The sequence below is a fragment of the Georgenia sp. Z1344 genome (genome assembly GCF_049856295.1).
Lineage (GTDB): Bacteria > Actinomycetota > Actinomycetes > Actinomycetales > Actinomycetaceae > JB111.
Window position 1 is genome coordinate 233,518 of the sequence record NZ_JBNDMZ010000002.1, and the last position, 13,215, is coordinate 246,732.

Genomic DNA, 13,215 nt, shown 5'->3' on the forward strand with positions numbered 1-13,215 from the left:
GATGGCGGGGTTCTGTGGGCGATATCTGGCGGCCAGTCAGCTGACACCGATGACGAGCGTGCTGGCGGCGGCTTCGATGACGTCGTTGGTGATGGTGTCGAGCTCGTTGATCTTCAGGACGCGCTCGATCTGGGGGAAGAGTCGTTCCAGGAGTCGGAAGTTCCCGCGGGTGATGCGGGCGATGGCGGCGATGGCTTGGGCGTCGGTGAAGTCCTCTGGGTCGAGGGTCTTACCGAGGGCGCGCCAGTGTCGCTGCAGGACGAAGAGCAGTTCGTCCTTGCCCAGGGGCCGGTACTGGTGGGCGAAGCCGACGCGGCTGTAGAACTGGGGGTAGTGGCTGAACTGCTTCTCCAGGCCGGGCATGCCGATCAGGATGAGGGCGATGTTGTCGCGATCGTAGCGATCGCGCAGCAGTTCCAGTGCGGTGGGGCGTAGGCGTTCGGACTCATCGACGATGATCAGCTCCACGTAGTTCCTGCCGTGGCGCCACCCCCGCGTCTCTGGCGTGACCTGCCCGGCCGGCGCGAGGTGCTGCTCGATGCAGATGTTGGTGCGGGCGATGGCCTGGTCGAGCTCGTCCTTCAAAGCCCGTGGCGTGGTCAGCACGCTGGGTGTGTAGAGCACGGTGCGGTTCTTGGCCAGCGCGGCGTAGATCTTCGCGTCGCTGTCGGAGCGCGGCCCCCAGTAGGTCAGTAGGTCGTGGGCCTTGTCCCAGCGGGCGTAGCGGCGCGCGGAGAGCGTCTTTCCCACGCCGGCTGGCCCGAAGCACAGGCCGATGGTGTGCCCGCGGCGCACGGCGTCGGCGAACTCGGTGAAGCGGCGGTGCTCTTTGGTCACGATGAAGCGCTGGCTCACCTCAGGTCCTCTCGGTAGACCTTCAACTTCCGACGCGGCGCCGGCGGCGGCGTCTCGGGCGCTGGTGGAGGTTCGGTGGTGTGCGTGGCCACGACGGCGATGCGCTCGTTGATGCCCTCACGCAGAGCCCTACGCCGGGCGTTGCGGGCGGCCTGGACCTCCTTGAGGCTGACCTTCTGGTCGTGGTGGTCCTGGTTGATGGCCTTGCAGATGAACTCCTCGTGGTCGAACACGCGGATCTCGGTGATGTCCCTGGGGTCGTAGCGGATCACGACCGACCGGCCGACATAGCCGGCCAGGGTCGGGGAGATGTAGCGCAGACCCTGGAAGTGAATGCCATCGCGGCGCACCACCCTGGTCTGGGCGACGGTGAGAAGGAGCCCGTCCAGGGCTTCCAGGCTCTCGGGCATGCGCGGCAGCCAGCCCTCGGCGATCCAGGCAGTGCGCGGGGAGGTGCCGAGCTCGCTGTGAGTGCGGTCGTAGTATGTGGCGACGAACCCTTCCAGGGCGGTGTCGAGCTCAGCCAGGGACAGGCTCGGCGTGGGCCATGGGTGGCCCTCGGCGATGTACCCGGGCAGGCCAGCGAGAAGCTCGGTGTTGACGGTCCCGAAAAACCTCTCGATCTTTCCGCGGCCCTGTGGGCGAGCGACGGCAGAGTGGATGAGCCGGATGTGCAGGTCCACGGCGGTGGCGGTGAGCTGTTTGCTGGTGAAGTCGCTGCCGTGATCGACGTAGAGCACATCGGGGAGGCCGCACATCGGCCAGGAGAGGTCGGCCTTGTGCCAGATCGCCTGGCGCAGTGCCAGGGCGGTGTTCATCGCGGAGGGCGCGCCGAGGAAGACGGTGTAGCCGCATATGGCTCGGTAACAGTCATCGATGATTGTGGTCAGCCAGGGGCGGGCTGGCTTACCGTCGGTGCCCACCACGAGGATATCGAGCAGGGTGTGGTCGGCTTGCCACATCGCGTTGGGGCGCTCGGCCTGCCGTCGCAGCGCGAGTTCGTACTTGTCCCGGTAGGACGACGGTCCCTCCAGGGCGAGGGTGACCATGCCCGGGTCCAACGCGTCGACGATGTCCCGCACGACTCCATAGGACGGCACCGGCCAGTCCTGCTGGTCGCAGATGCTGCTGATCTTGCGGTGGATCGTGACGATCGCCGGCCGAGGCTTGCTCAGCGCCAGGCCCTCGATCAACGCCACGAGCTCACCTGGCAGGCGGTGCCTGCCGGCATCAGAGCGCCGCCGTGTGTCCAGGCCGGCGTACCCGCTGGTGCGGTAGCGGGCGTGCCAGCGCTCCAAGGTGCGCAGTCCAATGCCGGAGTCCAGGGCGAGGGCGGCGAGCGGGACCTGGTCCTCGACGTGAAGCCTGAGGATCTGCCAGCGCCCGGCCGCGTCCATGACCTACACGGCGCTTCTCGACCGCCGTGGCACCGCTGGGGCGCTCTGGCGGTTCAGCGTTCGGTAGATGGTGGTGCGGCTGACTCCCAGCACGTCACCGATCTGAGCCACGGTCATCTCGTTCTGCTCATACATCCGCCGGGCCGTCTTGACCTGGGCGGGCGACAGCGCCGAGGGCCGTCCGCCGGTGCGGCCTCGTGCCCGGGCGGCCGCCAGTCCGGCGTTGGTGCGCTCACGGATGAGGTCGCGCTCGAACTCAGCCAGCGCGGCGAAGACATGGAACACCAGCCGGCCACCGGAGGAGGTGGTGTCGATCGTCTCCTGCAGGGAGCGGAACCCCACGCCGCGGTCGGACAGGGTCTGCAGCTGGTCAATGAGGTGACGGATCGAGCGCCCCAACCGGTCCAGTCGCCACACCACCAGCGTGTCACCCGGGCGGAGCTGGTCCATCAGCTTCTCCAGCTCGGGACGGTGATCAAGCGAGCCAGAGATGGTGTCAACGAAGACCCGGTAGCAGCCAGCCGCGTTCAACGCATCGATCTGCAGCGAGGCATCCTGGTCGGTGGTCGACACGCGCGCATAGCCAAGGAGGTCCCCCATGCCGATGACTGTAGCGATACTCATCCACCCCGGGAAGTATCGAACCATAGAATCCGGCACTGAGTTCCGCTACAAACGGCATGAGCCGGGAACCGCGAAGCGTCAACCATCCCGAACGGCGTGACGCACCCTCGTCGTCGCTGTAGCAGAATCGTTCGTTTACGGGTGGTACGCCGGGATGACGTGGCAGACGTTCGCCGGGTCACAAGAGAGGGGGTCGAGGCTCCCTGCCCGGTCGAGTAGTCGGTGTACCTCGTCCCGTAGGACCGTGAGCTCGGCGATCCGACGATCTAACTCCGTGGCGTGGGTGTGGAGCAGGTCAGTGACGGTCCGGCACGGAGGCCCGGTGTCGTCGCGAGCTGCGATGACCTCGCGAATTTCGGCGAGAGTGAGCCCGGCGGCCTGGGCGGCCTTCACGAACCGCAGCCGGGTCAGCGCATCGTCGTCATAGCTTCGGTAGCCGGAGGACTGGCGGTCGGGTTCGGGCAGCACGCCAGCCTGCTCGTAGAACCTGATCGTCTTTGTGGTCAGGCCGGTTCTGCCAGCAAGCTCCCCGATGCGCACACGAGCGAGCCTACGCCTTGACCTTCCACCGCACTGGAAGCCCTACGGTCACGAGCACGGTGGCGGCACGAAGAAGGAGCGGAGCATGGGCGAGTTCGACCTGGTGGTGATCGGGACCGGCGGTGCAGCGATGGCGGCCGGGATCGAGGCCCGTTCTCGTGGGAAGTCGGTGGTCCTCGTCGAGCAAGGGCCGCTTGGGGGCACATGCCTGAACATCGGTTGCGTGCCGAGCAAGAACCTGCTCGCGGCCGCCGGTCAGCGCCACCGGGCGCTGGCCAACCCGTTCCCGATGGTGCCGACTGGCACCGACGGTGTGGACATGCCGGCCCTGCTCGGACAGAAGCAGGAGTTGATCGACCGGCTGCGGCAGGCCAAGTACGCCGACGTCGCCGACGCCCACGGTTTCCCGATCCGGTACGGCCATGCGAGCTTCGTCGATGAGAACACCTTGCACGTCGATGACGAGCCGCTGCTCGCCTCGGCCTATATTGTCGCGACCGGGGTCGCCCCACACATCCCGAACCTGCCTGGTCTCGATGACGTGGACTACCTGACGTCGACGACGGCGATGGAGCAGCAGCAGCTTCCTGAATCGCTGGTAGTGCTCGGGGCGGGTTACGTCGGGCTGGAACAGGCTCAGCTGTTCGCCCGCCTGGGGGCGCGGGTCAGCATCGTTGGACAGTTCGGCCCGCATACCGAGCCCGAGATCGCGGACGTGCTGCGCGGGGTCTTCGCCGACGACGGCATCGAGGTCATCGAGGACCGCGGCGTGGCGGTCGCTGCTACCGGAGCCGGCGTGGTGGTGCGCACGGCGGGCGGGCGAGAGGTGCCCGGCGCGCGGCTGCTGGTGGCCACCGGCCGGTTCGCCGACACGGGCGACCTGGGTCTGGAACCTGCCGGGGTGAAGACCGATGAGCGTGGATTCATCGTTGTTGACGCCTACCAGCGCACCACCAACCCGCGAATCTTCGCCGCCGGGGACGTCTCCGGTGTACCGCAGTACGTCTACGTCGCCGCCCGCACCGGGCACGCTGCGGCCGCTGGTGCGCTGGGTGAGCCGACTTCCGTGGACTACCGCGGCCTACCCGGCGTCACCTTCACCACCCCGCAGCTCGGCAGTGCCGGGCTCACCGAGGAACAGGCGATCCAGCGCGGCCACCGCTGCGCGTGCCGAGTGCTCGGCGGGCAGGACATCCCCCGGGCGTTGGTGAACCGGGACACCCGGGGTGCGCTGAAACTTGTCGCCGACGCGGACACCGGCAAGGTCCTCGGCGTGCACGCCGCGCTCGATGGCGCCGGGGACGTCATGCTGGCCGCCACCTATGCGATCAAGTTCGGGCTCACCGTCGACGACCTGGCCGACACCTGGGCGCCCTACCTCACGATGAGCGAAGCGCTGCGCATCGCTGCGGGGCTGTTCCGCAACCAACTACCGACCTCCTGCTGCGCCTGAGCCAGGAGCCCCACCGGTGGCTGCCCTTGTAGAAGCCGCACAAAGACCGGTGCTGCTCCGCATTCGATCGTTTTCGGCACGGGGCTGCCGGTTCAGTCGACGCTGTACAGTTCAGCGCATGCTGACCATTGCTACTCGGCTGGACGTGATGAGCCGGTTAGGCCGGGCACTGGCCGACCCAACACGGTCACGGCTCCTCATGACGCTTCTCGAGGGGCCGAGCTACCCGGCTGTGCTCGCACGCGACCTCGGGCTGACGCGCTCGAACGTGTCGAACCATCTGGCGTGCCTACGCGACTGCGGCATCGTGATCGCCGAGCCCGAAGGCCGCCAAACGCGTTACGAGATCGCCGACCCGCACCTGGCACGTGCACTCAACGCACTGGTCGAGGTCACCCTCGCGGTGAACGAGAACGCTCCCTGCATCGATCTTGCCTGCCCGGTTCCCGGGTGCGCCAACGCCGAGGCTGACGCGTGATCCTGTCCTCGGTCCTGCAGGCCATCGGCCTGTTCATTGCCACCAACATCGACGACATCATCGTGCTCTCGCTGTTCTTCGCCCGCGGCGCAGGACAACGCGGAACAACAGCGCGGATCACCGCAGGCCAATACCTGGGATTCGGCGGCATCCTGGGCACCGCCGTGCTCGTGTCACTGGGCGCGGGAGCATTCCTGCCCCAGGAAGCCATCCCGTACTTCGGGCTCATCCCCCTGTCCCTAGGACTGTGGACCGCATGGCGGGCCTGGCGCGGAGGCGATGACGACGACGATGACGCCAAGGTTGAGGGCAAGAACGTCGGTGTCTGGACCATCGGCGCGGTCACCTTCGCCAACGGAGGAGACAACATCGGTGTCTACGTCCCAGTCTTCCTCAGCGTCGGGCCTGCGGCCGTGGTGGCCTACTGCGTCGTCTTCCTCCTGCTCGTCGCGGTCCTCGTCATGCTCGCCAAGTTCATCGCCACCCGCCGACCGATCGCCGAAGTCCTCGAACGCTGGGAACACGTCCTGTTCCCGATCGTCCTCATCGGCCTCGGGATCGTCATCCTCGTCAGCGGCGGAGCCTTCGGCTTCTGAGTTCCCGCCGCGGCCCCATTGCCCATCTCGGTTGAGAGACTGCACGCATGGACGAAGAGCTCCGAGGAGAGGCAGCGGTGGATAGCCGTGCCGGTGTTGTCATCGCGTGGCTGGAGCGCTGGCAGATCTCGCTGTACCTCCTAGCGCTGGTGGCCGGTGCGGCAATCGGTCTGGCAGCACCGTCCGTCGCACCGGCCCTGGAGCAGACGATCAACCCAGTGTTGATCGCACTCTTGTACGCCACGTTCCTGAGCGTGCCGCTGACCAAACTCGGGCAAGCCCTACGCAACGGGACCTTCCTGGCTGGTCTCCTCGTCCTGAACTTCGTGCTCGTTCCGGTCCTCGTCTACGGACTCTCACGGTTCGTCGCTCACGACCAAGCACTCTTGCTGGGCGTCCTACTCGTCCTCCTCACGCCCTGCATCGACTACGTCATCGTCTTCTCCGGACTCGCTGGCGCCGCACACGAACGCCTGCTCGCGGCCTCTCCTCTGCTGATGCTGCTACAGATGCTGCTACTGCCGGTCTATCTGCGCCTGTTCGTCGGACCAGGGCTGTTCGACGTCATCGATGTCGCGCCATTCGTTGAGGCGTTCCTACTCCTGATCGTCACGCCCCTGACTCTCGCCGCAATCACGCAATCCCTGGCTGCGCGCCTTCACGCCGCTCGACGACTCATGGACCTCATGCAGGCGCTGATGGTCCCGCTCATGATGGCCACCCTCGCGGTCGTAGTCGCCTCTCAGATTGACGCCGTTCGCACCGATGCTTCCTCGCTGCTCGCCGTGATCCCGATCTACATCACCTTCTTAATCGCCGTTATCCCTCTCGGCCTCATCACGGCCCGCGCCCTCAAACAGGACGTGCCAGCAACCCGGGCAATGGTCTTCTCGGGCGCTACCCGTAACTCCCTCGTCGTGCTGCCCCTAGCGCTGGCACTACCCGAAACTCTCGCCCTGGCCGCCGTTGTCGTTGTCACCCAAACCCTTGTCGAACTCGTCGGAATGGTCATCTACGTTCGGATCGTCCCTCGCCTCGTCCCACACCCCGCGGCGGCCACGCCATGACAGCACCACCGACGTCGTTCGAAGCCGCCGCGATCACTCTGGTCATCGGCACCAACTGACTACCGCCACATAGCACCGGCAGAACCCCGCCATCTAACGGCCAAGACCACACACGCATTTTGCGACAGATGTGTGCCAGGGTCTAGACATGATGCAACACCCGGGACATCGGATCGGCTACGCGCGCGTGTCGAGCAAGGACCAGAATCTCGCGCGACAACTCGAAGCTCTTGGGGAGGTCGACCGACTGTTCGAGGAGAAGCAATCCGCCGCCGGCCGGGCGGATCGCCCGGCGCTTGCCGATCTGATCCGCTACGCACGCTCGGGCGACCAGGTGGTCGTGTCGTCGATGGACCGGCTAGCGCGTTCGGTGGTCGATCTGAACCAGCTCGTCACCGAGCTCGTCGACAAGGGCGCGGCGGTCGCGTTCATTAACGAGCGGGTGAGCTTCGAGCCTGGGGCCAGCGACCCGTTTGCCGAGTTCCAGCTCAACGTCATGGGGTCCTTCGCCCAACTGGAGCGGGCCATCAGCAAGGAGCGCCAAACCGAGGGCATCCGTGCCGCAAGGGCCCGGGGAGTGTACAAGGGCCGGGCGCGAAAACTGACCGTCGAGCAGGTGGTCGAAGCGAGAAGCCTCATCAGCGATGGGATCCCGAAAGCGGAGATCGCTCGGCGGCTGGACGTTGACCGGTCGACTCTGTATCGCGCTCTCGCGCGGCAGCCGGACCGAACGTGAGGCGGTGTTCGCCACCCGCTGCGGCGGTAGGGCTCTAGGCGACGTAGGGAGCCGGCATTTCGGTGGCCTGTAGGTCCTCGGTCTTGGAACGCGCGAGGGGGAGTGGCTATCGCCGGGTCTTGTTCCGTCCGAGCGACGCCCGGCCTGGCCAGGCCGGGCGTCGCTCCTGGGCAGGTCACGCTGAGGTGGGCACCATCTCGACGGTTCGATCGCGCTGGCTGAGTTCGCGGAGGCCGGCGACGCCGATGGGCTCGGCTGGGAGGAGCGGTAGAACGGCGCACCGCTCGGCGGTGGCAAGGACCCGCTCGAGCTCTGCGCGTTCGTTGCCTGCGCGCTTGAGGAGCAGGGCGTTGGTGGTCTGTGCGGCGGTGAGGGAGTTGTTGATGACCCATCCCCAGGGCTCGATGCCTGCGCGCCTGAGGTCGTCCTGAAGGTGGGTCGCTTCGAGAACCGGTGTGGTCTCGGGCAGCGTGATCACGACGACCTTGGTGTGCTCGGGGTCCTGGAGGCGCATCATCGGGGTGGTGACGTTGTTGCTGTCGCCCATCTGTCGCACGACGTCGCGGTGGTAGGAGCCGGTCGCGTCGAGCAGGAGGAGGGTGTGCCCGGTGGGAGCGGTGTCCATGACGACGAAGCGCCGGCGCGCTTCGTTGACGGCCTGGGAGAAGGCCTGGAAGACGGCGATCTCTTCGGTGCACGGCGAACGCAGGTCCTCCTCGAGCGCGGCCCGGCCGGCCTCGTCGAGCGCCGCACCACGGTTCCGAAGCACCGTCTCGCGGTACGTGCGCGTGGCCTCGTCCGGGTCGATGCGCGAGACCTGGAGCCCGTCCACCGCCTCGTCGAGCGTGTCAGCCAGGTGCGCGGCCGGATCGGTCGTGGTGAGGTGGACGTCGTGCCCCCGTTCGGCGAGCGCGACGGCGACTGCCGAGGCGATGGTGGTCTTGCCGACCCCGCCCTTGCCCATGAACATGAGCAGGCCGTGGTCCTGCTGCGCGAGCTCGTCGACGAGGGCTTCGAGGTCGTCGGTGCCGGCGGGAAGTCCGGCCGGGACCTGCTCGATGGGTGCCTCTCGGCTGGTACTGGCCTCGTCGAAAAGCCCGGTGAGCGCGTCGAGGCCGACCATGTTGTCGGCCTTGAGCGGAAGTAGGTCGGTCGGGAGGCCGCGCAGCACCTCGGGCAGGTCGTTCAGCACGGCCTGCTCGCGGTCGTGGACGGCGCGTGCCAGCACGTCGCCGTCGTCCGGGAGCGGCAGCACGGCGTTGACGACTACGTGCTGCTGACGCAGACCGAGCTCGGCAAGCTCCCCGTGGGTTCTCGCGATCTCGGTGACGGCGCCGCGCTGCGGGCGGGCGACGAGCACGAGACGGGTGCGTGCCGGGTCGCCCAGGGCGTCGACGGCTTCGGCGTAGGTCGAGCGTTGGCGCTCAAGGCCGGAGAGCGGGCCCAGGCACGACGCATCCCCCTTGCCCTCGTCGAGGTAGTCGGTCCATGACCCGGGGAGCTGGAGCAGGCGGATCGTGTGGCCGGTCGGGGCGGTATCGAAGACGACGTGGTCGAACGCGGCGGTGGTCTGCGTGTCGGTGAGCAGCCCGGTGAACTCGTTGAACGAAGCGATCTCGGTGGTGCACACCCCCGAGAGCTGTTCCTCGATGAGATCGACCTCGGGCTCGGGCAAGATGCCCCTCACGGGCCCGACGATGCTCTCCCGGTAGGTGGTCGCGGCCTCCGCGGGGTCGATCTCGAGCGCGGACAGGCCGGGCACGGCGGCGATCTCGGTGATCGTGTTGCCGATCGCCGTGTCGAACACCTGACCCACGTTGGAGGCCGGGTCGGTGCTCACCAGGAGCACCGACCGTCCGGCCCGGGCGAGGTGCATCGCGCTGGCACAGGCGATCGACGTCTTGCCGACGCCGCCCTTGCCGGTGAGGAACAGGTAGCGGGGGGCGTCGGTGAGGAAGGTCGGGATCACTAGAAGCCTTTCAGGAGGTCTGGTCGAGTGTCGGGGCAGTGAGGGACGGCGGTTCAGCAGCCGGTGGATCCGCCGCCGCAGCAGCCGCCGCTGGCCGCGACCATCGACAGCTCGGGCCGCCCGCCGGGCGCCGGAGCGGTGGTCTCCTCGCCCTCGATGCCGGCCCAGCGTGCGAGCTCTGCGCGGGCGGGGTAGGTGCCCGTCCGTGCGACGGTGCCGTCCACGAGCACGAGCGGGAGGTGCTCGGAGCCGGAGACCTTGAGGAACTGCAGAACCTGGGGATTCTCGGCGAAGGCCTGCGCCTCGCTGCCGAGGTTGAAGCGGTTCACGGTGGCTCCCTGGTTCTTGAGCCAGTCCACATCGGCCGAGAAGCTCACCAGCTCCTGCGGGACGTCGGGACCGCACACGCCCGTGCTGCAGCACATGGCCGACTCGTAGACCTCGATGGTGCTCATGATGACTCCCTAGGTGGATCGAGATTGATCGATGCAAGGACGACCGTAGACCCTTAGATCGACCATTGTCGATTCACGGACCATACTGGGGGTATGACGAACCCGACGACGTTGGCCGCTCCGCACACCGCGGCCGACGACTGCTGTCCGGTAGTAGTGCGTGAGCACGTAGTGATCGAGGAAGTGGCCACGCTGAGCAGGGCGTTCAAGGCCCTCGGCGACCCGACCAGGTTGCGCCTCCTTGCCAGCATCGGCGGACACCCCGGGGACAGCGCCTGCGTCTGCGACCTGACCGAGCCGCTCGGACTGAGCCAGTCGACCGTCTCCCACCACTTGAAGGTCCTTCGCGAGGCCGGGCTGATCGAGGGGGAGCGCCGAGGCACCTGGGTGCACTACCGCCTTCTGCCCGGAGCGCTGCGAGAGCTCGGTGCCGCACTGAGCGACGCTGCCAACCACGCGCTGCCCGGCGAGCCCAGCGCCTGACGAGCAGCGCCTGCCCCGGTCGCGCACCACTTGACTACCCCCAACCCCCTCAGCCATCATTGACTCAATGAACACTGAGGCAATCACGCAGAGGGTGGAGCTCCACGCGGCTCTTGCCGACGCCGCCCGGTTACGGATCGTCGACACACTGAGCCTCGGGGATGCCGCGCCCTCCGAGCTCGCACGAAGCATCGACATGCCGTCCAACCTGATGGCGCACCACCTGGCGGTGCTCGAGCGCGCGGGCATCGTCGACCGGAAGAAGTCAGAGGGCGACCGCAGGAGGAGCTACGTCCAGCTCGTCCCCGGCGCGCTCGACGTCCTCGCCCTCCGGCCGGCCCGCGTGGTCCCACGCGTGCTGTTCGTCTGCACCCACAACTCCGCCCGTTCTCACCTCGCGGCCGCCCTGTGGCGCCGGGCCAGCGCGGTGTTGGCGGCTTCGGCCGGCACGCACCCGGCCGATCGGATCAACCCGTCCGCGGTCGCCACCGCCGAGCGGCACGGCTTGCACATGCCGTCGATCAGCCCGCAGCACATCGACGCGGTACATGCCCCGGATGACTTCATCGTCAGCGTCTGCGACCGCGCGCACGAGGAGCTCGACATCCCGATCGACATCCACTGGTCCGTCCCGGAGCCCGTCGGCACGGGATCGAACCAAGCCTTCGAGGCGGCCTATACCGATCTCGCTCGCCGGGTCACGACCCTGGCCCAGGTCCTCGATTCAGCCTGACTATCAGCACCTCCACCCACCCCAAGGAAGTCACCACATGAGCAAGCAGCCCAGCGTCATGTTCGTCTGCGTCCACAACGCCGGACGGTCCCAGATGGCCGCCGGATACATGAGCGCCCTGTCTGACGGACGGGTCGAGGTCCGGTCGGCCGGCACCATGCCGGCGGACCAGATCAACCCCGTCGCCGTGGAGGCGATGCGCGAGGACGGCATCGACATCACCACCGCGCGTCCGAAGGTCCTCAAGGCCGACGACGTCCAGGCCTCCGACGTAGTGATCACCATGGGCTGCGGGGATGAGTGCCCATTCTTCCCGGGCGTCCGCTACGAGGACTGGCCCCTGGCCGACCCGGCGGGCCAGGGCATCGACGCCGTGCGCCCGATCCGCGACGAGATCCGCGGCCGCGTCGAGGAGCTCCTCCACGAGCTCCTGCCCGTCAAGGCGTGATCCCCGTGAGCACAGCTCCCGCCACGGCGGACGTCCGCGACGTCATCATCATCGGCTCCGGCCCTGCCGGCTACACAGCAGCCATCTACGCGGCCCGCGCCCAGCTGCGCCCGCTGGTCATCGCCGGCGAGCTGGACGCCGGCGGTGCGCTGATGAACACCACCGAGGTCGAGAACTTCCCCGGATTCCCCGACGGAATCATGGGACCCGACCTCATGGACAAGATGCAGACCCAGGCCGAGAAGTTCGGAGCCGAGGTCGTGTACGCCACTGCCACATCGGTGGACCTCACCGGCCCGGTCAAGACCGTCACCACCGACGAGGCGACCTACCGCGCACGAGCAGTGATCCTCGCCAACGGCTCGGCCTACCGAAAGCTCGGGCTCGACGGCGAGGAGCGGCTGACCGGCCGCGGAGTGTCCTGGTGCGCGACCTGCGACGGGTTCTTCTTCCGCGGCCAGGAGATCGCCGTCGTGGGCGGGGGTGACAGCGCCGTGGAGGAGGCCACCTTCCTGACGAAGTTCGCCGACAAGGTCTACCTCGTCCACCGCCGCGACAGCCTGCGCGCATCGAAGATCATGGCGGACCGCGCCCTGGCGAACGAGAAGATCCAGCTGGTCTGGAACAGCGAGGTCACCGAGATCCACGGTCAGGACAAGGTCTCAGGACTCACCCTCCGCGACACGGTGACCGGCCAGACCCGCGACCTGCCCGTCACCGGCCTGTTCGTCGCCATCGGTCACGACCCCCGCACAGCCGTCCTCGACGGCCAGGTCGAGCTCGACGAGGACGGCTACATCCTCACAGCCGCGCCCACGACCACCACCAACCTCCCCGGCGTATTCGCGTGCGGCGACGCTGTCGACCACACCTACCGGCAGGCGATCACGGCCGCGGGCACCGGCTGCTCCGCAGCGCTGGACGCCGCGCGCTATCTCGCCAACCTTCCTGTGCTCACCCCCGAGCCCACTGCCTCCGAGCTCGCGCTCACCCACTGAGAGGACCGACATGAGCAACGTTCCCGACATCACCGACGCCACCTTCGACGCCACGGTCCTCGGCTCCGAGGGGCCGGTCCTGGTCGACATCTGGGCCACCTGGTGCGCCCCGTGCCGCCGCACGACCCCGATCATCGAGGAGCTCGCCGCCGAGCACGGCGAGAAGATCCAGTTCGTCAAGGTCGACGCCGACGCCAACACCGAGACGGTCACCAGGTACGGCGTCACCTCCATCCCCACCTTCAACCTGTTCGTGGGCGGCGAGCTCGTCAAGAGCCTCACGGGGGCGCGGACGAAGACCCAGTTCCTCGAGGAGCTCGCCGAGTACCTCTGACCCGGGGGCCGACACGCGGGCCCGACCGCGACCACCCCCGGCGACAGGG

The 13,215-nt window shown here is 67.7% G+C and carries 16 protein-coding genes; 10 read left to right on the top strand and 6 right to left on the bottom strand.

Features of this window, described 5'->3' with window-relative positions:
• Positions 1-36 precede the first annotated feature (36 nt).
• From ACPYO6_RS02905 to ACPYO6_RS02920, 4 genes are all read right to left on the bottom strand, one after another.
• The gene (locus ACPYO6_RS02905) at positions 37-855 is read right to left on the bottom strand and encodes an AAA family ATPase (protein WP_425713390.1); all 819 of its coding nucleotides are present in this window, start codon (positions 853-855) and stop codon (positions 37-39) included.
• A complete protein-coding gene (locus ACPYO6_RS02910) occupies positions 852-2,252 on the bottom strand; it encodes a Mu transposase C-terminal domain-containing protein (protein WP_425713391.1) in 1,401 nt (466 codons plus the stop codon). Before ACPYO6_RS02910 ends, ACPYO6_RS02905 begins: the two co-directional genes overlap by 4 nt.
• A gap of 3 nt (positions 2,253-2,255) precedes the next feature.
• Positions 2,256-2,852 carry a recombinase family protein gene (locus ACPYO6_RS02915; RefSeq protein ID WP_425713392.1) on the bottom strand — a complete coding sequence of 199 codons (597 nt, stop codon included), beginning with the start codon at positions 2,850-2,852 and terminating at the stop codon, positions 2,256-2,258.
• A 159-nt stretch (positions 2,853-3,011) separates the two neighbouring features.
• Entirely contained in the window at positions 3,012-3,416 is a 405-nt protein-coding gene (locus ACPYO6_RS02920) for a heavy metal-responsive transcriptional regulator (RefSeq protein WP_425713393.1), read from the bottom strand.
• Between the two features lie 85 nt (positions 3,417-3,501).
• Between ACPYO6_RS02920 and merA the strand changes: the two genes are divergently transcribed.
• From merA to ACPYO6_RS02945, 5 genes are all read left to right on the top strand, one after another.
• Complete coding sequence (gene merA / locus ACPYO6_RS02925) at positions 3,502-4,869, top strand: mercury(II) reductase (RefSeq protein WP_425713394.1); 1,368 nt, start codon at positions 3,502-3,504, stop codon at positions 4,867-4,869.
• Positions 4,870-4,987: 118 nt separating this feature from the next.
• Positions 4,988-5,347 (top strand): Cd(II)/Pb(II)-sensing metalloregulatory transcriptional regulator CmtR, encoded by a 360-nt coding sequence (gene cmtR, locus ACPYO6_RS02930; RefSeq protein WP_425713395.1) that lies wholly within the window; start codon positions 4,988-4,990, stop codon positions 5,345-5,347.
• Positions 5,344-5,943 (top strand): cadmium resistance transporter, encoded by a 600-nt coding sequence (locus ACPYO6_RS02935; RefSeq protein WP_425713396.1) that lies wholly within the window; start codon positions 5,344-5,346, stop codon positions 5,941-5,943. Before cmtR ends, ACPYO6_RS02935 begins: the two co-directional genes overlap by 4 nt.
• A gap of 47 nt (positions 5,944-5,990) precedes the next feature.
• Positions 5,991-7,010 carry an arsenic resistance protein gene (locus ACPYO6_RS02940; RefSeq protein ID WP_425713397.1) on the top strand — a complete coding sequence of 340 codons (1,020 nt, stop codon included), beginning with the start codon at positions 5,991-5,993 and terminating at the stop codon, positions 7,008-7,010.
• 148 nt (positions 7,011-7,158) lie between these two features.
• On the top strand, positions 7,159-7,746 hold the full coding sequence (locus tag ACPYO6_RS02945) for a recombinase family protein (RefSeq protein WP_425713398.1): 588 nt from the start codon (positions 7,159-7,161) through the stop codon (positions 7,744-7,746).
• Between the two features lie 175 nt (positions 7,747-7,921).
• On the opposite strand, the gene arsA is transcribed toward ACPYO6_RS02945, so the two are convergent.
• Positions 7,922-9,715, bottom strand: coding sequence for an arsenical pump-driving ATPase (gene arsA / locus ACPYO6_RS02950; RefSeq protein WP_425713399.1), 1,794 nt, complete (start codon positions 9,713-9,715; stop codon positions 7,922-7,924).
• Positions 9,716-9,768: 53 nt separating this feature from the next.
• Complete coding sequence (gene arsD / locus ACPYO6_RS02955) at positions 9,769-10,170, bottom strand: arsenite efflux transporter metallochaperone ArsD (RefSeq protein WP_425713400.1); 402 nt, start codon at positions 10,168-10,170, stop codon at positions 9,769-9,771.
• Between the two features lie 93 nt (positions 10,171-10,263).
• Here arsD and ACPYO6_RS02960 point away from each other — a divergent pair, with 93 nt between their 5' ends.
• The 5 genes from ACPYO6_RS02960 (at position 10,264) to trxA (ending at position 13,166) form a co-directional block, all read left to right on the top strand.
• The gene (locus ACPYO6_RS02960; RefSeq protein ID WP_425713401.1) at positions 10,264-10,653 is read left to right on the top strand and encodes an ArsR/SmtB family transcription factor; all 390 of its coding nucleotides are present in this window, start codon (positions 10,264-10,266) and stop codon (positions 10,651-10,653) included.
• Between the two features lie 67 nt (positions 10,654-10,720).
• Entirely contained in the window at positions 10,721-11,386 is a 666-nt protein-coding gene (locus tag ACPYO6_RS02965; RefSeq protein WP_425713402.1) for a helix-turn-helix domain-containing protein, read from the top strand.
• Between the two features lie 37 nt (positions 11,387-11,423).
• On the top strand, positions 11,424-11,834 hold the full coding sequence (locus ACPYO6_RS02970; RefSeq protein ID WP_425713403.1) for an arsenate reductase ArsC: 411 nt from the start codon (positions 11,424-11,426) through the stop codon (positions 11,832-11,834).
• Positions 11,835-11,839: 5 nt separating this feature from the next.
• Positions 11,840-12,832 (top strand): thioredoxin-disulfide reductase, encoded by a 993-nt coding sequence (gene trxB, locus ACPYO6_RS02975; RefSeq protein ID WP_425713404.1) that lies wholly within the window; start codon positions 11,840-11,842, stop codon positions 12,830-12,832.
• Between the two features lie 10 nt (positions 12,833-12,842).
• Positions 12,843-13,166: a thioredoxin gene (trxA, locus tag ACPYO6_RS02980; protein WP_425713405.1), complete on the top strand. Its 324-nt coding sequence runs from the start codon at positions 12,843-12,845 to the stop codon at positions 13,164-13,166.
• Positions 13,167-13,215: the final 49 nt, after the last annotated feature.